At 67.5% G+C, this 19147-nt stretch carries 16 protein-coding genes; 11 read left to right on the top strand and 5 right to left on the bottom strand.

Annotated features, from left to right (window positions below):
- Positions 1-128: 128 nt before the first annotated feature.
- From ACQY46_RS12565 to ACQY46_RS12515, 11 genes are all read left to right on the top strand, one after another.
- Complete coding sequence (locus tag ACQY46_RS12565) at positions 129-962, top strand: ferredoxin--NADP reductase (RefSeq protein WP_428696381.1); 834 nt, start codon at positions 129-131, stop codon at positions 960-962.
- Between the two features lie 189 nt (positions 963-1151).
- Positions 1152-2609 (top strand): 6-hydroxynicotinate reductase, encoded by a 1458-nt coding sequence (locus ACQY46_RS12560; protein ID WP_428700480.1) that lies wholly within the window; start codon positions 1152-1154, stop codon positions 2607-2609.
- A 14-nt stretch (positions 2610-2623) separates the two neighbouring features.
- Positions 2624-3505, top strand: a complete 882-nt coding sequence (locus ACQY46_RS12555) for a UPF0280 family protein (RefSeq protein ID WP_428700479.1) — start codon at positions 2624-2626, stop codon at positions 3503-3505.
- On the top strand, positions 3498-4082 hold the full coding sequence (locus ACQY46_RS12550; protein WP_428696380.1) for an amino acid synthesis family protein: 585 nt from the start codon (positions 3498-3500) through the stop codon (positions 4080-4082). The genes ACQY46_RS12555 and ACQY46_RS12550 overlap by 8 nt, the downstream gene beginning before the upstream one ends.
- A complete protein-coding gene (locus tag ACQY46_RS12545) occupies positions 4079-4663 on the top strand; it encodes an amino acid synthesis family protein (protein ID WP_428696379.1) in 585 nt (194 codons plus the stop codon). The genes ACQY46_RS12550 and ACQY46_RS12545 overlap by 4 nt, the downstream gene beginning before the upstream one ends.
- 23 nt (positions 4664-4686) lie before the next feature.
- The gene (locus ACQY46_RS12540; protein ID WP_428696378.1) at positions 4687-5754 is read left to right on the top strand and encodes a Rieske 2Fe-2S domain-containing protein; all 1068 of its coding nucleotides are present in this window, start codon (positions 4687-4689) and stop codon (positions 5752-5754) included.
- Positions 5755-5855: 101 nt separating this feature from the next.
- Positions 5856-7058: an ABC transporter substrate-binding protein gene (locus ACQY46_RS12535; RefSeq protein WP_428696377.1), complete on the top strand. Its 1203-nt coding sequence runs from the start codon at positions 5856-5858 to the stop codon at positions 7056-7058.
- A gap of 85 nt (positions 7059-7143) precedes the next feature.
- Positions 7144-9006 carry an ABC transporter permease gene (locus tag ACQY46_RS12530; RefSeq protein WP_428696376.1) on the top strand — a complete coding sequence of 621 codons (1863 nt, stop codon included), beginning with the start codon at positions 7144-7146 and terminating at the stop codon, positions 9004-9006.
- Positions 9003-9776, top strand: a complete 774-nt coding sequence (locus ACQY46_RS12525) for an ABC transporter ATP-binding protein (RefSeq protein ID WP_428696375.1) — start codon at positions 9003-9005, stop codon at positions 9774-9776. The genes ACQY46_RS12530 and ACQY46_RS12525 overlap by 4 nt, the downstream gene beginning before the upstream one ends.
- Positions 9769-10470, top strand: coding sequence for an ABC transporter ATP-binding protein (locus ACQY46_RS12520; protein WP_428696374.1), 702 nt, complete (start codon positions 9769-9771; stop codon positions 10468-10470). The genes ACQY46_RS12525 and ACQY46_RS12520 overlap by 8 nt, the downstream gene beginning before the upstream one ends.
- A 36-nt stretch (positions 10471-10506) precedes the next feature.
- Positions 10507-10968 (top strand): MarR family winged helix-turn-helix transcriptional regulator, encoded by a 462-nt coding sequence (locus tag ACQY46_RS12515; RefSeq protein ID WP_428696373.1) that lies wholly within the window; start codon positions 10507-10509, stop codon positions 10966-10968.
- Positions 10969-11054: 86 nt separating this feature from the next.
- Here the strand turns inward: ACQY46_RS12515 and ACQY46_RS12510 are convergent, their stop codons facing one another.
- The 5 genes from ACQY46_RS12510 to cobN all read right to left on the bottom strand — a co-directional run bounded on the left by ACQY46_RS12510 (position 11055) and on the right by cobN (position 19133).
- A complete protein-coding gene (locus tag ACQY46_RS12510) occupies positions 11055-12518 on the bottom strand; it encodes a cobyric acid synthase (RefSeq protein ID WP_428696372.1) in 1464 nt (487 codons plus the stop codon).
- A 137-nt stretch (positions 12519-12655) separates the two neighbouring features.
- On the bottom strand, positions 12656-14125 hold the full coding sequence (locus ACQY46_RS12505; protein WP_428696371.1) for a right-handed parallel beta-helix repeat-containing protein: 1470 nt from the start codon (positions 14123-14125) through the stop codon (positions 12656-12658).
- A 105-nt stretch (positions 14126-14230) separates the two neighbouring features.
- Positions 14231-14533: a YrhK family protein gene (locus ACQY46_RS12500; protein WP_428696370.1), complete on the bottom strand. Its 303-nt coding sequence runs from the start codon at positions 14531-14533 to the stop codon at positions 14231-14233.
- A gap of 44 nt (positions 14534-14577) precedes the next feature.
- A complete protein-coding gene (gene cobO / locus ACQY46_RS12495) occupies positions 14578-15210 on the bottom strand; it encodes a cob(I)yrinic acid a,c-diamide adenosyltransferase (RefSeq protein WP_428696369.1) in 633 nt (210 codons plus the stop codon).
- Positions 15207-19133 (bottom strand): cobaltochelatase subunit CobN, encoded by a 3927-nt coding sequence (gene cobN / locus ACQY46_RS12490; protein ID WP_428696368.1) that lies wholly within the window; start codon positions 19131-19133, stop codon positions 15207-15209. The genes cobO and cobN overlap by 4 nt, the downstream gene beginning before the upstream one ends.
- Positions 19134-19147 lie beyond the last annotated feature (14 nt).

Below are 19147 nucleotides of genomic sequence, written 5' to 3'. Positions count from 1 at the left end.
CAAGCACTCGGATGCGCCATTCCGATCAAAGTTTCATCATGCATTTTTTGGTTGCGCTCACCGATTTTTTTCGTTTGCATGCTAACGATAATAATTTCTTCGTCCCGTTCGCAAGGAGCGCCCAGATCATGACGGACACACTCGCAGACGACCGCCCGATCCTCGCTGGCGAACCCTCCCCCTTCGCCGTGCCGGCCGGCTGCCACGCGCTCAGCGTCACCGAGGTGCAGCATTACACGGACACGCTGTTCCGCTTCCGCATCACCCGGCCGCAGGAGTTCCGGTTTCGCTCGGGCGAGTTCGTGATGATCGGCCTGCCGAACGCGGAAAAGCCTGTGTTCCGCGCCTACTCCGTGGCAAGCCCCGCCTGGGACGAGGAGCTGGAATTCTATTCGATCAAGGTGCCGGACGGCCCCCTGACCCGGCACCTGCAGAAGATCCGCCCCGGCGACACCGTGCTCATGCGCAAGAAGGCGACCGGCACGCTGGTCAATGACGCGCTGCTTCCCGGCAAGCGGCTGTGGATGTTCTCCACCGGCACGGGGATAGCCCCCTTCGCCAGCCTCATCCGCGACCCGGAAACCTACGACAAGTTCGAGGCCATCCACCTCGTCCATGGCTGCCGGACGGTCGCCGAACTGAAATACGGCGAGGATCTCGTCGCGGCGCTGCGCTCCGATCCGCTGATCGGCGAGATGGTCGAGGGCCACCTTCACCACTACACGACCGTGACCCGCGAGCCCTTCCCCCGCCAGGGCCGGGTCACCGACCTGATCGGCTCGGGAAAGCTCTTCGACGACCTCGGCGTTCCGCGCATGGGTCCGGCCGAGGACCGCGCGATGATCTGCGGCTCCATGGCCATGCTCAAGGACACGAAGGAGCTTTGCCTCGGCCACGGTCTCGATGAAGGTGCGAACAACAAGCCGGCGCAATTCGTGGTTGAACGCGCCTTCGTGGACTGACCCGTCCTGCCGCAGCGCGCGGCAGTCCTGCCCGATAAATCAGCGCGAAACGCGCTCAAATCCGATTGACACCAAAATCCCGCATATGTTTGCATACTAACAAAGCGAGCATGCGTGCCAGCAGGAGTCACGACGTTGACTGCAGCCGATGAAAAGCCTGAAAAGATCAGGTGCGATGCCTGCCCGGTGATGTGCTACATCGCCGACGGCCGCTCCGGCGCTTGCGACCGATACGCCAATGACGGCGGCCAGCTCGTCCGTCTCGATCCGCTGACGATCCTGCGGCAGCGCGCTGCAAGCGGCGGCGAGGTCGTGCCCTTCCTCGACAAGGAATGGGACGGCGACATCCTCCCTTCCGAAGGCGGCTTCGTCACGGCGATCGGCGCGGGAACCACCTATCCCGACTACAAGCCCGCTCCCTTCATCGTCGCCTCGAAGGTCGACGGCGTGGACATGGTCACCGTCGTGACGGAGGGCATTTTCAGCTATTGCGGCGTGAAGCTGAAGATCGACACCGACCGGCATCTTGGCGACGAGTGTTCGCCCGTTCGCGCCGACGGCGAGGTCATCGGCCACGTGACCACCTCCGAATACGGCAGCCAGATGCTGTCGCTCGGCGGGGTCCACCACCTGACCGGCGGCTCCAAGAAGGAAGGCCGCGTCACCTGCTCCTCCATGCTGGCGCTGTGCAACGGCGAGGCAGTCGAGCTCGCCATCGACGGCGGCGCGGCGCTGACCGTGCAGGCCGGCCAGCCGCCTGTCATCAACGGCCAGGCCGAGGAGCGCATGCGCGTCGGCTGCGGCTCCGCGACCGTCGGCATGTTCGCCGCCCAGTGGAACGGGCTGGTCGACGAGGTGGTCGTCGTGGACGATCACATCACCGGCGTCATTTCCGAGCATCAGGCGGGCAAGGTGATCGGCTGGGCGCCGACCGGCATCCGCATCAAGGGCCGTCGCTCGACGCCGGGCCGCTATTTCCAGGTCGCCGACCCGGGCACGGGCTGGGGCGGCACCAACCTGACCGATCCGCTGGCGATCCTGGGCGCGTTCGACCCGAAGGCGGCGCGCCCGGGCCTCTCCATCCTGATGGTGTCGACGACGGGCGAGCACTCCGCCTATTTCGAGCTCGACGAGGCGCTGTTGCCCGTCGAAAAGGACATGCCCGCGCGGCTCGCGCCCTCGGTCCAGAGGATCGCCGACAATTGCGAGCCGGCGCTCACCTCCGTGCTGTTCATGGCCGGCGCCGGCGGCTCGCTGCGCTCCGGCGTGACCGAGCACCCGGTCGGGCTCACCCGCTCCGTGCAGGGCGCCCTCACCTATGTGAGCTGCGGCGGCGCACCGGTCTATGTCTGGCCGGGCGGCGGCATCACCTTCATGGCCGATGTCACGCGCCTGCCGAAAAACGCCTTCGGCTACGTGCCGACGCCGGCGCTGGTCGCGCCGATCGAGTTCACCATGCGGGCCGAGGACTACCAGGCACTCGGCGGCCACATGGACTATGTGATGCCCCTGTCGGAAGCGCTGGAAGGCAAGACCGGCCGGCAGAACGACCACATCCTGAAGGGCCGGCGCGGGGTGCAGCCATCCACGGGCAATCCCTGGCCGACAGGGCCGGACAACTTCCCCTGGCGGGGGCGCTCGGCATGACCGCTCCGGCCCGGATGCATGGTGCGACCGCGCGGCTTCTGGCCGATGGTCGCCGGCTGCACCTGCAGCACGGGCCGATCGACCTGGTGATCGAGGCGAGCGGCAGGGCCGACGAGGTGACGCTTGCCTACCGGCAGGCCTGCGAGGCCTTCGGTCCCGTTCTCGACGACCTCGTCGCCGAACTGCCCCGGCTGCGCGCGCCGGCGGGACCGCGTCCCGAGGGACCGGTCGCCCGCCGCATGACCGATGCCGTCGCCCCGTTCGCACCCGTCTTCGTCACCCCCATGGCGGCCGTGGCCGGCAGCGTCGCAGACCATGTGCTGGCAGCCCTGGTCGAGGGGCGCGAGCTGGACCGCGCCTATGTGAACAATGGCGGCGACATCGCGCTTCACCTTGCGCGGGGAACCTTCCGCATCGGCATCTGCGAGGATCCGGTGGCGGCAACGGCCGGCGGCATCGTGACGCTCTCGCCCGGTGACGGGATCGGCGGCATCGCCACCAGCGGCTGGCGCGGACGCTCGCACTCGCTCGGCATCGCCGACGCGGTGACCGTGCTCGCCGAAACGGCGGCGCGCGCCGATGCGGCCGCGACCCTGATCGCCAACGCCGTCGACCTTCCCGGCTCGCCCCGCGTGACCCGGACACCGGCCAGCGAGCTTGCGCCCGACAGCGACCTGGGCGCCCGCCCGGTCACCGTCGCGGTCGCGCCGCTTTCGCTCCCCGAGATCGACGAGGCCCTCGCCGGTGGCGAGGCGGCCGCCCGTGCCCATGAGCGCTCCGGGATGATCCGGGCCGCCTTCCTCGGACTGGCCGGAGAGCGGCGAACCGTTTCCGGCAACCACCCTGCCTGGACCACCCTTTCTTCTGCTTCCTGGAGGACCAAAGCCTGTGCCTGAGCCGACCCTGCGCAAGAGCGCCATCATCGTCGAGGAAATTTATCACGAGGGCGGCCCGGTCGCGTCCGTGCCGCTGAAGCGCGCGGCCGCGCTCAGCGTCATCCGGAACCCGTTCGCGGGCCAGTATGTCGAGGACATCACCCCCTTCATGGACGATCTCAGGCCGCTCGGCCTGAAGATGGCGAGGGACCTGATCGACGCGCTCGGCGGCGATCCGTCCGTGGTCGAGGGCTACGGCAAGGGCGCCATCATCGGCGCGGCCGGCGAGCTGGAACACGGGGCGCTGTGGCATGCGCCGGGCGGCTATTCGATGCGCGAGGTGCTGCCGAATTCCATGGCGATCGTGCCGTCGACGAAGAAGATCGGCGGTCCCGGCACCCGGCTCGATGTGCCGATCACCCACACCAACGCCTCCTATGTGCGCTCCCATTTCGACGCCATGGAGGTCGGCATGAACGACAGCCCGCGCGCCAACGAGATGATGCTCGTCCTCGTCATGACCACGGGCCCGCGCATCCACAACCGTGCCGGCGGCCTGAAAGCCTCCGAGATCACCGGCAAGGACGGCCTCAGATGAGCCTGCCGGTCCGCAAGATCGTGACCCTGTGCGAGGCGACGCGGCTGGAGATGGGCCAGGCGGTGACGCCGCCGGCCCGCCGTGCTGTGGCGGCGGCTATCCTCGCCAACCCCTGCGCCGGGCGCTTTCATGCGGATCTCTCGCTTCTGACCGACATGGCCGCGGAGCTCGGCGACCTCTTGACCCGCCGGGCGCTTGCCGCGCTCGGTGTCGAGGCTTCCGCGATCCAGAGCTTCGGCAAGGCGGCCATGATCGGCGAGAACGGCGAGCTGGAGCACGCCGCCGCGCTGCTGCATCCGAGCCTCGGCGCGCCGATGCGCGCGGTGCTCGGCGGCGGCAAGGCGCTCGTTCCCTCGGCCAAGAAGATGGGCGGGCCGGGCCAGTCGCTCGACATCCCGCTCGGCCACAAGGACGCGGCCTATGTGCGCTCCCATTTCGACGCCATGGAAATCCGCGTGGCCGACGCGCCGCAGGCGGACGAGGTGCTGATCGCCATCGCGCTCTCGCCGGGCGGGCGGCCAAACCCCCGTGTCGGCGGGCTCGTCCACGAGGAAATCAGGGGCGACGACGGCTTGAGATAGCTTCGGTCAAAGGGAGAACTGCCATGGAATTCGTGCGGAACGCCTGGTATGTCGCGGGCTGGTCGTCGGAAATCGACCAGGAGTTGCGGCGCTTCACGATCCTCGACGAGCACATCGTCCTCTTCCGCAAGTCGGACGGGACGGTGGCGGCGCTCGAGGACCGGTGCCCGCACCGGCTTCTGCCGCTGTCCCTCGGCAAGCGTCTCGGCGACACGGTGCAGTGCGGCTATCACGGCATGACGTTCGACGCCTCCGGCGCCTGCGTGCGCATTCCCGGCCAGTCGAACCTGCCGCCCTCGGCCTATGTGGAGAGTTATCCGGTCGAGGAACGTCACGACATCGTCTGGATCTGGATGGGCGATCACGACAAGGCCGACCCGGGCGAGATCTTCGACATGCCGGAGTTTTCCGATCCGGCCTGGGCCGCGCATCAGGGCGACGCGCTGCACCTGAAGGCGAACTACATGAACGTGGCGGAGAACCTCGTCGATCCCGCCCATGTGAGCTTCGTGCACCCGACCACGCTCGGCAACCCGGCGTCGGAGAACGTGCCGGTTCACGTCTCGACGGAAGGCAAGGTCATCGTTGCCTGGCGCTGGATCCGCGACAGCGAGCCGGTCGGCTTCTTCAAGGCCTTCGGCGGCTTTACCGAGAATGTCGACCGCTGGCACTACTACTATCTGCACACGCCCTGCACCGCCGTGATCGACTTCGGCAGCGCCCCGACCCGCGACGCCATCGGGGAGGACGAGCGCGACAAGGGCGTGCGCGTCTTCGCGCTGCATTTCATGACCCCCGTCACCGCCAACTACACGATCGATCGCTGGATGCACCTGCGCAACACCGCGCTCGACGACGACACCGCCGCCGACACGATGGACACCCTGCTGCGCAAGGCGTTCCAGGAGGACAAGTCGGTGCTCGAGGCCATCCAGGAGCAGGAGGAGCGTCCCCACAAACGCCGACCCATCCGCATCGCCATCGACAAGGGACCGATGGTCTATCGCAAGCGCATCTCGGAACTGATCGAGAAGGAGCGCACCCAGGACCTCGCGTCCAACCCGACCCCCGCCTTCGTCTATCACGACTGAGCGGCACGCCTTCTTCCGGCGCGCACGCGCGACGGAAACGATATAAAAAACAATGAAATGAACGGTCAAAGACCGTCGGCACCAACCAGAACGAGGACCAGATGAAAAGCCTGAAAACATGGACTGCGGCAGCCGCCGCGCTTCTCTCGGTGAGCACGGCGGCCTTTGCCGCCGACACGATCAAGATCGGCGAGATCAACCACTACAAGCGCATGGCCGCCTTCGCCGAACCTTACAAGAAGGGCATCGAGCTGGCGCTGAAGGAGGTCAACGATGCCGGCGGCGTGCTCGGCAAGCCGCTGGAGTTCATCTTCCGCGACGACGACGGCAAGCCGGGCGACGCGGTCAAGATCGCCGAGGAGCTGATGACGCGCGAGGGCGCGGTGATGCTGACCGGCACGATCCTGTCCAATGTCGGCCTCGCCATCTCCTCCTATGCGGGCGAGAAGGGCTACATCTACCTTGCCTCCGAGCCGCTGGCCGACGATCTCGTCTGGAAGTCGGGCAATCCCTACACGTTCCGCCTGCGCACCTCGACCTTTGTCCAGGCGGCGATGCTCGCCGAGGAAGCCGCCAAGACGGACGCCATCCGCTATGCGACCATCGCGCCGAACTACGCCTACGGCACGGCGGCGGTGGAAGCCTTCAAGGAGAACCTGAAGCGCCTGAAGCCCGAGGTCGAGTTCGTCACCGAGCAGTGGCCGGCGCTGTTCAAGATCGACGCCGGCGCCGAGGTGCAGGCCATCGAGCGCGCCAAGCCCGATGCGATCTACAACGTCACCTTCGGCACCGACCTGCAGAAGTTCGTCCGCGAAGGCACGACCCGCGGCGTGTTCGAGGGCCGCAAGGTCTACGGCCTCTTGACCGGCGAGCCCGAATACATAGATCCGCTCGGGGATGAGTCGCCGGAAGGCTGGGTCGTCACCGGCTATCCCTGGTATGCGATCACCGAGGGTCCCGGAAAGACCTTCGTCGACGCCTACATGGCCGCGTTCCCGGGCGAGACCCCCAAGATCGGCAGCCTGGTCGGCTATATGACGGTCGAGACCATCGCCGCCCTCATCACCAAGGCCGGTTCGACCGAGACCCCGGCCCTGCTCGAGGCGTTCAAGGATCTCGAGGTCGCGACCCCGATGGGCGACATCACCTACCGGGCGCTCGACCACCAGTCGACCATGGGCGCCTATATCGGTGTGACCGCGGTCGAGAACGGCAAGGGCGTGATGCGCGACTGGTCCTACAAGGATCCGGCGCCCTACATGCCGAGCGACGAGGCAATCAAGGCGATGCGCCCGGCCAAGTAAGCCGACGCTCCTGCCTGCCTGACAGGCCCGCCGCCCGGCACGCGGCGGCGGGCACCGCCCCCCTATCTCGAACAGAAAGATGGCCATGGGTCTCTTTGTGGCACAGCTCCTCACCGGGCTTGCGAATGCGGCAGCCTTGTTCCTCGTCGCTTCCGGACTGTCGCTGATCTTCGGCGTGACGCGTATCGTCAACTTCGCGCACGGATCGCTCTACATGCTCGGCGCCTATGTGGGCGTTACCCTGATGAACGTGCTTCCCGGCCATTTCGGCTTCTGGGGATCGATCGTGCTTGCCGGTCTGATCACCGGCCTGATCGGCGTCGTCATCGAGATGTGCGTCCTGCGCCCGGTCTACAAGGCGCCGGAGCTGTTCCAGCTGGTCGCGACCTTCGGCGTCATCCTCGTCATCCAGGACCTGGCCCTGATGATCTGGGGCGCGGAGGACCAACTCGGCCCCCGGGCGCCGGGGCTGAAGTCCGTCGTGCGCATCCTCGGCGAACCTGTGCCGCAATACGACCTCGCCCTCATCGCGATCACCCCGTTCATTCTCTTCGCGCTGTGGTGGCTCATCACCAAGACGCGCGTCGGCATCCTGGTGCGCGCCGCGACCCAGGACCGCGAGATGGTCGGTGCGCTCGGCGTCAACCAGGCCTGGCTGTTCACCGGCGTCTTCTTCCTCGGCTCGGCGCTTGCCGGGCTCGGCGGCGCGATCCAGCTGCCCAAGGGCGGCGCCGACCTGCTGATGGACCTCAACATCATCTCGGCCGTCTTCGTCGTCGTCGTCATCGGCGGCATGGGCTCGATCACCGGCGCGTTCCTGGCCTCGGTGCTGATTTCCGTGCTCAACGTGTTCGGCGTCACCTACCTGCCCCAAAGCACGCTGGTGCTCATGTATGTGGTCATGGCGGTGGTGCTGCTGGTGCGTCCCTACGGCCTGTTCGGTCGCGAGGAAAAGGCCGGCGAGCACGGCCAGGTCGGCGAGCCCGACCGCCCGATCCGCCCCTTTGGCAAGGTGGGCAAGGCGCTCACCGCGCTCCTCCTTTTGGGTCTCGCCCTCGTTCCCTTCCTCGGTTCCAGCTTTGCCCAGGTGCTGATCGTCGACATCCTGATCTTCTGCCTCTTCGCTGCCTCGCTGCAGTTCATCCTGAGCACCGGCGGCCTCGTCAGCTTCGGCCATGCGCTGTTCTACGGCGGCGGCGCCTATGCCGCGGCCCTGCTCATGAGCTATGCCGAAACGCCGATGGAGGTGGCCTTCATTCTGGCGCCGATTTCCGCCGGCCTCATCGCCCTCGTCGTCGGCTGGTTCTGCATCCGGCTCAGCGGCGTCTATTTCGCGATGCTGACGCTGGCCTTCAGCCAGCTCGGCTGGTCCCTCGCCTTCCAGTGGAACGAGGTCACCGGCGGCGATGACGGGCTCGTCAACATCTGGCCCTCGGCCTGGCTCTCGGACACCACGGCCTATTACTATTTCGCGCTGGTCTTCGTGACGGCCGGTATCCTGTTCCTGCGCCACGTCATCCACGCTCCCTTCGGTTACGCGTTGCGGGCGGCCCGCGACAGCGCCCGCCAGGCCGAGGCGACCGGTATCGACGTGCGCAAGGTGCAGTGGATGTCCTTCGCACTGGCCGGGGCGATCGCCGGCCTTGCGGGAGCCCTCTTCGTCTTCTCCAAGGGCTCGATTTTCCCGAACGAACTGCAGATCTCCAAGAGCTTCGACGCGCTGATCGTGGTCTTCCTCGGCGGCGTGAAAACGCTTTCGGGCGGCGTCGTCGGCGCCACCTTCCTGGAGGGCGCCAAGGACTGGCTCATCCGCCTCGAATACTGGCGGCTGGTTCTGGGCCTCGTCATCATCTTCGTCGTCATCATCGCGCCGGACGGCATCGTCGGCACCCTGCGCAGGCTGGGCGAACGCCTTGGCCTGCGCCGGCAAGAGGAGTTCATGCGATGACCGCCGTCCTCAGGGTCGAGAACCTCGTCAGGCATTTCGGTGGCGTCAAGGCCGTCAACAATGTCGGCTTCGAGGTGGCGCCCGGCGAGTTGCGGGCGCTGATCGGGCCGAACGGCGCCGGCAAGTCCACCTGCTTCAACATGCTCATGGGCCAGTTGAAACCGACCGCCGGCAAGGTCTTCCTCAACGGCGAGGACATTACCGGACGACCGCCCCGGGAAATCTGGCGACTGGGCGTCGGACGCACGTTCCAGATCACCGGCACGTACCAGAGCATGACGGTGGCCGAGAACGTGCAGATGGCGCTGATTTCCCACCACAGGAAGCTCTTCTCCGTCCTGCCGCGCGCGCACCGGCTCTACCGGGAGGAAGCGCTGGACCTGCTGGAGACCGTGGGCATGGTCGACCAGGCCGACCGGGCCTGCGCGATCCTTGCCTATGGCGACCTGAAGCGCCTGGAGCTTGCCATCGCGCTCGCCAACTCGCCCCGCTTGCTCCTGATGGACGAACCGACCGCCGGCATGGCGCCGCGCGAGCGGATCAACCTGATGCAGCTGACCTCCGACATCGTGCGCGACCGCGGGGTCAGCGTCCTCTTCACGGAGCATGACATGGACGTCGTCTTCGCCCATTCCCACCACATCATGGTGCTCAATCGCGGCGAACTGATCGCCGAAGGCTCGGCGGCCGAGGTGCGCGCCGATGCCCGCGTGCAGGAAGTCTATCTCGGCGGCGGCACGCTGTTTGCGGCGGAGGATGCCCATGCTTGAGGTCAGCGCGCTCAACAGCTTCTACGGCAAGGCCCATATCCTCAACAACCTGGGCTTCAAGGTGGAGCGCGGCGAGGTCGTCGCCCTTCTCGGGCGCAACGGCGCCGGCAAGACCACCACGATGAAGTCGCTGATGCAGCTCGTGCGGCCGCGTTCGGGCGAGGTGATCTTCGACGGAACGAGGATCACCGGCCTGCCGGCCCACAAGGCGGCCCGCCTCGGCCTCGGCTATGTCCCGGAGGAGCGGCGGATATTCTCCGACCTCACCATCCTGGAGAACCTCGAGGTTGGCCGGCAGCGCCCGCGCGAGGGAGCGCCCGCATGGACACTGGAAACCCTGTTCGAGCTCTTTCCCAACCTCTGGGAGCGGCGCAACAACCGGGGCAAGGCCATGTCGGGCGGCGAGCAGCAGATGCTGACAATCGCCCGCACGCTGATGGGCAATCCGAAGCTCCTCCTGCTCGACGAGCCTTCGGAGGGCATTGCCCCGGTGATCGTGGAACAGATGGCGCGAACCATCGTGCGCCTCAAGAACGAGGGGCTGACCGTCATCATCTCCGAGCAGAACCTTCATTTCGCGCGCATGGTGGCGGACCGCGCCGTCATCATCGAAGGCGGGGAGAAGAAATTCGACGGGAGTTTCTCCGAACTTGAAAAGCATCCGGAGATTCGCGATGCCTACCTTTCTGTGTGAGACCGGCCGCCTGGCCGCCGCAAGCGGGAAGACCATGTGAACGATCACAGCGACGATACGGACAAGGGAACGGCCGCGCCCGTTCCCGATCACGGCTATGTCATCGACGAACAGGTCGGCTATCTCCTGCGCAAGGCCTACCAGCGCAATGCCGTGATCTTTTCCGAGCACATCGGCGACCTGACCCCGACGCAGCTTGCCATGCTCGCCCGGCTTTCCGAACTGAGGTCCGTTTCCCAGAACCGGCTCGGGCGCAAGGTCGGCCTCGATGTCGCGACCACAAAGGGCGTCGTCGACCGGCTGACGGCACGCGGCCTGCTTCAGCTCGACCGGGACCCTTCCGACCGCCGCCGCCAGCTCGTCTCGCTGACCGAGGACGGCTGGCGGGTGTTCCGGCACGCCGCCCCGCTCGGGCTCAAGGTGAGCGAGGAAACGCTCGCCCCGCTGACCCAGGCCGAGCAGCGCACCCTCCATCGCCTGCTGAAGAAACTGCAATAGGCCGCCTCGCGGCCGCCCCGAACCCGGAGCGGCGGGCCAGAATCTCGGCGCCAGAATCTCACCGCCAGGATTGAGCCGCGCGACCGTCAGCGGCCGGCGATCTCCAGGATCGCATCGATGTCGAGGGACGCCTCCAGATGGGCCGCAAGGCGACCCAGCGTTGCGTCGATGCCGCCCTCGTAGGCAAGCCTGGAGGCCGCGCCGAACCGCGCCAGAAAGGCGGCGCGGAAGGCATCGGAAGCAAATAGCCCGTGCACATAGGTGCCCATGACGAGGCCGCTTGCGGAGACCGCGCCGTCCGGGTGCGGTGCATCGGCGCTCGACATGCCCTCGCCGGCGGCCACCGAGGCGAAGGGCCGGGCGCAGTCCGCCCCTTGCGTGCGGCCGATATGGATCTCGTAGCCGGAAAAGCCCTCGCCGCTGGCCAGATGCCGGCCCGAGACCTCGACGAGCTGCTTGTCCGGCGTCAGCACGGTGTCGACGTCCAGCAGGCCAAGGCCCGCGACGGTGCCGGGCGTCCCCTCGATGCCGTCGGGGTCTGCAATGGTGCGCCCCAGCATCTGGTAGCCGCCGCAAATGCCGATCACCTGCCCGCCGCGCCGCACGTGGGCGGCAATGTCGATGTCCCAGCCCTGCGCCCTCAGGAAGGCGAGATCGCCGACGGTCGACTTGCTGCCCGGCAGCAGGACAAGATCGGCATCGCCGGGCAGCGGTTCGCCCGGGCCGACCAGTTCAAGCGTCACGCCGGGCTCAAGCCGGAGCGGATCGAGATCGTCGAAATTGGCGATGCGGCTGATCACCGGCACGGCGATCTTCACCGAGCCGTCGCCTTCGCCCTCTTCCAGCCCCAGCGCATCCTCGGCCGGCAGGCGGTGGGCGTCCGCGAACCACGGCACCACGCCGAGCGGCCGCCAGCCTGTGCGCGCGGCGATCTCGCGCACGCCTCCATCGAAGAGCGATACATCGCCCCGGAAACGGTTGACCAGAAACGCCTTGATGCGGGCGCGCTCGTCCTCGGGCAGGATCGTGTGGGTGCCGACAAGCGAGGCGATCACCCCGCCCCGGTCGATGTCGCCGCACAGCGCCACGGGAATGTCTGCGGCCTCGGCAAAGCCCATATTGGCGATGTCGCCGGCCCTGAGGTTGATCTCGGCCGGCGAGCCCGCCCCTTCCACCAGCACGAGGTCGGCGCCGTCCGAAATGCGCGCGAAGCTCTCCAGAACCTTCGGCAGGAGCTCGGCCTTGCGGCTTCCGTATTCGCGCGCCCGCATGGTGCCGGCGCGTTTTCCCTGCACGATCACCTGGGCCCCGACATCGGTCTCGGGCTTCAGGAGAACCGGGTTCATGTGGACCGACAGGGGCACGCGCGCGGCGATCGCCTGCAAGCCTTGCGCCCGGCCGATCTCGCCGCCGTCAGCGGTGACAGCGGCGTTGTTCGACATGTTCTGCGGCTTGAACGGGCGCACCTTCAGCCCCCGGTCGGCAAAGAGGCGGCAGAGGCCGGCGACAATCAGGCTCTTGCCGACATTGGAGCCGGTGCCCTGGATCATCAGGGCGGGTGTTTTTCCCGGCGTTTTCCTCGGCGTCACGCCCGGCCTCGATCCACGGTCATCACCATTTCCCAATCAGTCACACATGGCACGCGAGGCCTTTCCCAAATACCTGGCCGGATGCTTGCCCTGATGCCTTACCCGCCCGGCAGCGTATTGTCAGCCGCCTGATTTGTCAGCGTCACCGTGATCGGCGGATTGCATTCGGAGGCCGGGTCGGCGGAAATCGTCCGCGTGCCGGGCGGGTCGGTCTGGACAAGATACTCCGTGGCGCAACCGGTCGCGGTCGTTCCGATCCACGCCGACCTCACGTGGTTCCAGGTGTCGAAGCCGACCTGGCAGTTCTGCGCCGTGCAGCGCGCGTAGTCGACGGCAATCGCCGTGCCGGAGCGGAATTCCGGGCGCGGATCGGGTGCCCATCCGTACCCCACGCCATATCCGAGTGACGGTGTCCACTGGCCGGCCGCATCGCTCACCCCGACCGCGCTTGCCGTGCAGTCGGCGAAGGCGATGCCCCAGCCCCAGGCACTGAAGCCGGCGGCCTGCCTGTCCTGCGGATTGGTCGCGCGGATGTTCGTTGCCGAGCTGCCGAACACCTGGACACGCCAGCCATAGACCTCCAGCCCGGTCGCCTTTGCCCCGGTGTTGTAGGGTGCGGGTCCGCAGACAACCGTGTCCGCCCGGAACTGCTCGACCAGCACGTCGAAACAGATGAAAACCGACATGCCGTGGCAGTCGTCCCGGCTGCCGATGAGCGTGTCCGCCGAACACTGCACGACCGAAACATGCGCACTGAGGCAGGGCATGAAGCCGAGCACCGTATGCCCGCCCGTGCGGATGTTGCCGTTGAAGAAGGATTGCAGGGTCGAGGCCCGGCAGCCCGTCCAGGTCACGCCGGAGGACCCGTAGCAGCAAATCCCCTGCACCGATCCGTCATAGTTCACCAGCTGCGTCACCGAGCACTGCGACACCGCGACGTTGCTGCACAGGAGCGTCATGATCCCGGCGGCGACATCGGAGGTCACGTACATGTAGTTGACCTGGCATCCGGTGATCTCGACGGTCTTGCTGTCATAGACGAAGATGCCGGCCGGACAGCAATTGCGCGTCGCGATATCGCGGAAGGTCACGCCGCTGACCACCACCGAGGCCACCGTGAGGTTTTCCACCTCCTCAGCCGACACACCGCGAAAGCATGCGTTCAGGATGGACCCGTTGCGGACCGTCACATTGGCGCATTGGGAGACAAGGACAGCCGACAGCTGCCGGTCTTCCGCGCCAGGGTTCACCGACAGCTCGAGGCCGCCAAGGTCGAGCGTCACATTGTCGGCGGAGATCGAGATCGCCGCGGATGCGTCCGCATCCGGGGTCCAGGTGACATTCTTCGCGAGCGTATAGGTACCGGCTTGCGAGATCACCAGCCCGCAATCCGGGATGGTGTCGATCACGGCCGGTGCGGGCTGAGGTGCCGCGGAACCCGGCCCGGGCAGGCGTGCCACCCCGGGTTCGGCAAGCGGGGCAACCTTGCGGACAAAATCCCGCGGATCGACGCCCTCCATCCGCCCGTCCTGAAAAATCTCCCCGAACACCTCAATGCCCATGGCCATCGCCGCTCTCTCCTCACCGTCGCGCGTGGAATGATCACCACCTGAAATAAACGGCATGAGTTTACGCTACTTTAAATTGCAAAACGGAAGAAAGCGGTGAACCCGTCACGGCTCACGATCCCCGCCGCGAACAGCGCCATAGGGGCGAAACTCGTCCGGCACCGGCAGGCGGGCCAGATGAAGCTCGAGCGCAAGCCGGATCGTCGGACGGACCGCGAACAGGATCGAGCCGATCAGAAACAGCCACGTGCCGGCGAAAAGCAGGCTGTCGTAGAAGAAGAACACGCTGCCGATGACGAACATCAGCGCCGCGAGAAACTCCACCACCGTGCGAAAGAGTTCATAGCGGCGGACAAGCTCTTCATGCGAGGCAGAGGCGCGGCGGAGCGCGGCATCGAACGGCTTCATGCCGCCGGTGGCTCCCTCGCTGCCGCCGTTGTTCCCGCCGCTCCTCAAAACTCGATCCCCTCCTGCGGCTTCACGCCGGAGCGGAACGGGTGCTTGATCTGGGTCATCTCGGTGACGAGATCGGCGATCTCGATCAACTCGTCCTTGGCGTTGCGCCCGGTGATGACGACGTGGACGTCCTCCGGCTTCTCGTCCTTGAGGAAGGCGACGACCTCCTCGATCGGCAGGTAATCGTAGCGCAGCACGATGTTGAGCTCGTCGCAAAGCACGATCCGGTGCTCGCGCGAGCGGATCAGGTCCTTGGCGGCCTCCCAGGCGGCGCGGGCGGCATCGATGTCGCGCTGGCGGTCCTGGGTCTCCCAGGTGAAGCCCTCGCCCATGCGCTTGATGGTGACGAGGTCGGAGAAGCGCTCCAGCGCCATGCGCTCGCCGGTCTCGATGCGGCCCTTGACGAACTGTACCACGGCGACCTTGTGGCCATGGCCGAGCGAGCGGAAGACCATGCCGAAGCCGGCCGTCGACTTGCCCTTGCCCTTGCCGGTATGGACGATCAGGAGGCCCTTCTCGATGGTCTTGGTGGCCATGATCTTGTCGCGCGCCGCCTTCTTCTTGCGCATCTTGTCGGCATGGCGGGCGTTCAGTTCCTCTTCGGTCATTTCCGCCTTCTTGTCGCTCATCCGGTCGTCTCCCTTTCATCGGCCCGAGGGGCCTCGATAGCCTCTGCGTCAATGTTCAATGCGGCGCGCGTCGAGTTGCGGCGCGGTCGCCACAGGCCGCGCTCGACCGCCTCGCGGAAGCGCGCCTCGATTTCCTCAAGCGCCTTCGGATTGGCCATGGCGAGAAACGCGCGCACGGTCTCATCGTCCAGATAGGCGTCATAGAGCTGGTCGAAGTGATGGTCGCCGACCGCATTGGTGGTGGCGGAAAAGGCGAAGAGATAGTCCACCGTCGCGGCGATCTCGAAGGCGCCCTTGTAGCCGTGGCGCATGACACCGGCGATCCATTTCGGATTGGCCGCGCGACCGCGCACCACCCGGCCGATCTCCTCGGCGAGCGTGCGGATCACCGGCCGCTCGGGCCGCGAATGATCGTTGTGCCAGACCCTTGGCGCTGTACCCTTCAGCGTCTCGACCGTTGCGGAAAGCCCGCCCTCGAACTGGTAATAGTCGTCGCTGTCGAGCAGGTCATGCTCGCGGTTGTCCTGATTGTGGAGCACCGCGTCGACCCTGGAAAGGCGCGTCTCAAGCGCGGTCCGCGCCCCCTCCCCGGACGCGCCGCCGCCATAGGCATAGGAGCCCCAGGCAAGGAAGGCGTCGGCGAAATCGGCGCGGTTTTCCCAGATGCCCTCGTCGACCAGCGCCTGCAGGCCGGCGCCATAGGCTCCCGGCTTCGATCCGAAAACGCGGAAGAGCGACCGGCGGCGGGCGTCGGCGGACGTGACGCCCTCGCCCTCCAGCCGGGAGGCCTCCGTGCGGGCGCGGGCGGCAAGCGGGTTGGCGTCGGCCGGCTCCTCAAGCGCTGCAATCGCCGCCACCGCCGACTGGAACAGGTCGATCTGGTGCGGGAAGGCATCGCGGAAGAAGCCGGAAATGCGCAGGGTCACGTCGACGCGGGGGCGGCCGAGCTCGGCAAGGGCAAGAATGTCGAAGCCGGTGACGCGGCCCGAGCCCGGCTCCCATTTCGGCCGCGCGCCGATCAGGGCCAGCGCCTGGGCGACATCGTCGCCGCCGGTGCGCATGTTGGCCGTGCCCCAGCAGGTCAGCACGAGGGCCGCCGGGTAGTCGCCCTCCTCCTGAAAATGGCGCTCGACGAGGCGTTCCGCGCTCGCCTTGCCGATGCGCCAGGAGGTTTCGGTCGGCACGGCGCGCACGTCGACGGAATAGAAGTTGCGGCCCGTGGGCAGAACGTCCGGCCGGCCGCGCGTCGGCGCGCCGGAGGGTCCAGGCGGCACGAAGCGGCCGGCGAGGCCGGCGAGGACGCCGCGCGTCTCCGCCTCGCCCGACGTGGCAACGGCAGGGCGGATGCGCGTTTCTATCTCCTCCAGCACGGCGGCGGTGGCGGCAAAACCCTGCGGTGCCGCACCCGCCTCGACGACCCGTTCGGCGAGGAGTTCCAGCCGCTCGACCGTGTCGCCGCATGTGCGCCAGGGGCTTTCGGAGAGGTCCGCAAGCATCGCCGGGCGCGGGCCCTCGAAAGGCAGCTCGTAGGCGCAGGCGAGCGGATCGAACATATGCCCCGCGTCCGTCATCCCGGACGGAGCGCCAGCGGAGATCCGGGACCGGGGAGCCCCGGCCCTCTCGCCACGTCCCGGCTCTCCGATCCCGGCTCGCGCTTCGCTTGGCCGGGATGACGCCAGCTGGCCGGACGCCTCGGTGTCGCCCGGGCACAGGCCCAGATCCCTGGCAAGCGCCCGCGTGATCCCCTCGTTGGCCGCCCCTTCCCCGCGCGGCACGCGGGTCAGCGCGACGAGCAGCGCGGTAAGCAAGCCGCCCTCGGGCGCCGCACCCAGCACATGCAGCCCGTCACGGATCTGCATCTCCTTCAGGTCGCACAGATGCGCGTCGAGCCGGGCAAGGCGGGTGTCCTCGTCCATCTCGTCGGTGATGCCGATGTCGCGGTCGAGGCCGTGGCGGGTGGCGGCGTCGAGAATGTCGCGGGTCAGCGCCTTGAGGCGGCGCGGATCGACGCCCTGGGCGAGATAATACTCGTCGAGCAGTACTTCGAGCTCGGCGGCAACGCCGTGGCTTTCGGCGCGCGCCAGCGGCGGCGTCAGGTGATCGACGATGACGGCGGAGGTGCGGCGCTTGGCCTGCGCCCCCTCGCCCGGATCGTTGACGATGAAGGGGTAGATGTTGGGCACCGGGCCGAGCACCGCTTCCGGGAAGCAGTTTTCCGAAAGGGCCAGCGCCTTGCCCGGCAGCCATTCGAGATTGCCGTGCTTGCCCAGATGCACGACCGCATGGATGCCGAAGACCTCTCGCAGCCAGATGTAGAAGGCGAAATAATGGTGCGGCGGCACAAGGTCCGGGTCGTGATAGGTCGCCTTGGGATCGATGTTGTAGCCGCGCGCCGGCTGGATGCCGACCACCGCGTTGCCGAAGCGCGTGACGGCAAGGCGAAAGGCGCCCTCCTCCACATGCGGATCGTCTTCGGCCAAGCCCCAGCGGGCGGTGACGGCCTCCTGCACCGCCTGCGGCAGGCGGGCGAAATGCACCGCATAGCCGGCAAGCGACAGTGCCGCGCCGCCATGGCGGACACGGCGAGAGGCGAGATCGTTGGTCGGCCCGTCGCTGATCATCGCCATCAGCGCGGCCGAGCCCTCCGGCGCGTTGTCGATGCGGTAGCCCTCGGATCCGAGCGCCTGCAAAAGGCGCGCGCAGGAGGCCGGCGTGTCGAGGCCGACGCCATTGGCGAGCCGGCCATCCTTGTTGGGATAGTTGGCAAGGATCAGCGCGACCTTGCGCTCGCCGGCCGGCGTTGCGGACAGCCGGGCGATGCGGGCGGCCTGCGCCGCGACGAAGGCGATGCGGTCCGCCTTCGGCACGAAGCGCATGGTCGAGGACTGGGTGAGCGGGTCGCGCGGCGCCTGCTCCTTGAAGGAGACGGCGCGGGTGAGGATGCGCCCGTCGACCTCGGGCATCACCACATGCATGGCGAGATCGCGGATCGAAAGCCCCTGGTCGGCATCGCGCCAGCCTTCCTCCGACGACGAGGAGAAGACCACCTGCAACACCGGCGCGCCCGGGGCGTCGAGCGGCGTGGGACTGTGCGTCTCGCCGGCCTTGGAGACGGCGAAGGCGGTGGCGTTGAGGACGACGGCCGGCGGCGCCCCGGCAAAGAGCGCGGCAAGGACGGCGGCGGATTCGGCCTCCTTCAGCGAGGAGACGAAGACGGGCAGCGGGTTGACGCCCTCGGTTTTCAGGGCCTCGCACAGCGCCTCGACCGGCTCGGTCGCAGCCCCTTGCATCAAGGCCCGGTAGAAGACGATGGCGGCAACGGGCGCGGCCGGATCGGCCCAGGTCGCCTGCAGGTCGGCGAGCGTCGGACGGGACCGGCCCGGCACGAACAGGCCGGCGCGCGGCAGGGCGCGCGGAGGATCGGGCTCGGGTGCGCCGTCGAGGAGATGGCCGGCGTAGCGCAGCAGGTTTGCAAGGTTCTCCGCCCCGCCCTCGGCGAGATAGCGCCAGAGCCGCTCGGCTTGCTCCAGCGGCATCGTCGAGCGGGCGGCAAGCGCTGCGTCCCAGCGGTCGTCGCCCGGCAGGACGGCGAGATGCAGCCCCTCGCCGCGCGCCACCTCGGTCAGCCGGTCGACGCCATAGGGCCAGTACTCGGCGCCGCCGAGCAGGCGGACGATGACCAGCCGCGAGCCGGCAACGGTCGCCTCGGCATACATGTCGACCGAATAGGGATGCGACAGCGCCATCAGGTTGGCGAGGCGCAGCGACGGCCCGCCGGCAGCGCGCGCACCGGCAACACTTGCCAGTGAGGCAAGCTCGGTGTCGGCGGCGGACAGGAAGACGACATCGGCCGGCGACTGGCCGAGATCGACCGCCTCGTCGCCCTGGTCGATGCGTCCGCTGCGTCCGGCGAGAATATGCATGCCGCTACCTGTCC

The organism is Stappia sp., assembly GCF_965276915.1.
In the GTDB taxonomy this organism is placed as follows: Bacteria; Pseudomonadota; Alphaproteobacteria; order Rhizobiales; family Stappiaceae; genus Stappia.
This window is presented reverse-complemented; position numbering and strand designations above follow the sequence as displayed.

What these genes read in the sequence shown, in the direction of transcription:
- cobN (WP_428696368.1), bottom strand. Translation starts at nt 19,133, where the DNA reads ATGCATATTCTCGCCGGACGCAGCGGACGCATCGACCAGGGCGACGAG.
- ACQY46_RS12545 (WP_428696379.1), top strand. Translation starts at nt 4,079, where the DNA reads ATGAGCCTGCCGGTCCGCAAGATCGTGACCCTGTGCGAGGCGACGCGG.
- ACQY46_RS12540 (WP_428696378.1), top strand. Translation starts at nt 4,687, where the DNA reads ATGGAATTCGTGCGGAACGCCTGGTATGTCGCGGGCTGGTCGTCGGAA.
- ACQY46_RS12510 (WP_428696372.1), bottom strand. Translation starts at nt 12,518, where the DNA reads ATGATCCAGGGCACCGGCTCCAATGTCGGCAAGAGCCTGATTGTCGCC.
- ACQY46_RS12500 (WP_428696370.1), bottom strand. Translation starts at nt 14,533, where the DNA reads ATGAAGCCGTTCGATGCCGCGCTCCGCCGCGCCTCTGCCTCGCATGAA.
- ACQY46_RS12560 (WP_428700480.1), top strand. Translation starts at nt 1,152, where the DNA reads ATGTGCTACATCGCCGACGGCCGCTCCGGCGCTTGCGACCGATACGCC.
- ACQY46_RS12535 (WP_428696377.1), top strand. Translation starts at nt 5,856, where the DNA reads ATGAAAAGCCTGAAAACATGGACTGCGGCAGCCGCCGCGCTTCTCTCG.
- ACQY46_RS12520 (WP_428696374.1), top strand. Translation starts at nt 9,769, where the DNA reads ATGCTTGAGGTCAGCGCGCTCAACAGCTTCTACGGCAAGGCCCATATC.
- ACQY46_RS12505 (WP_428696371.1), bottom strand. Translation starts at nt 14,125, where the DNA reads ATGGCCATGGGCATTGAGGTGTTCGGGGAGATTTTTCAGGACGGGCGG.
- ACQY46_RS12530 (WP_428696376.1), top strand. Translation starts at nt 7,144, where the DNA reads ATGGGTCTCTTTGTGGCACAGCTCCTCACCGGGCTTGCGAATGCGGCA.
- ACQY46_RS12525 (WP_428696375.1), top strand. Translation starts at nt 9,003, where the DNA reads ATGACCGCCGTCCTCAGGGTCGAGAACCTCGTCAGGCATTTCGGTGGC.
- cobO (WP_428696369.1), bottom strand. Translation starts at nt 15,210, where the DNA reads ATGAGCGACAAGAAGGCGGAAATGACCGAAGAGGAACTGAACGCCCGC.
- ACQY46_RS12565 (WP_428696381.1), top strand. Translation starts at nt 129, where the DNA reads ATGACGGACACACTCGCAGACGACCGCCCGATCCTCGCTGGCGAACCC.
- ACQY46_RS12555 (WP_428700479.1), top strand. Translation starts at nt 2,624, where the DNA reads ATGCATGGTGCGACCGCGCGGCTTCTGGCCGATGGTCGCCGGCTGCAC.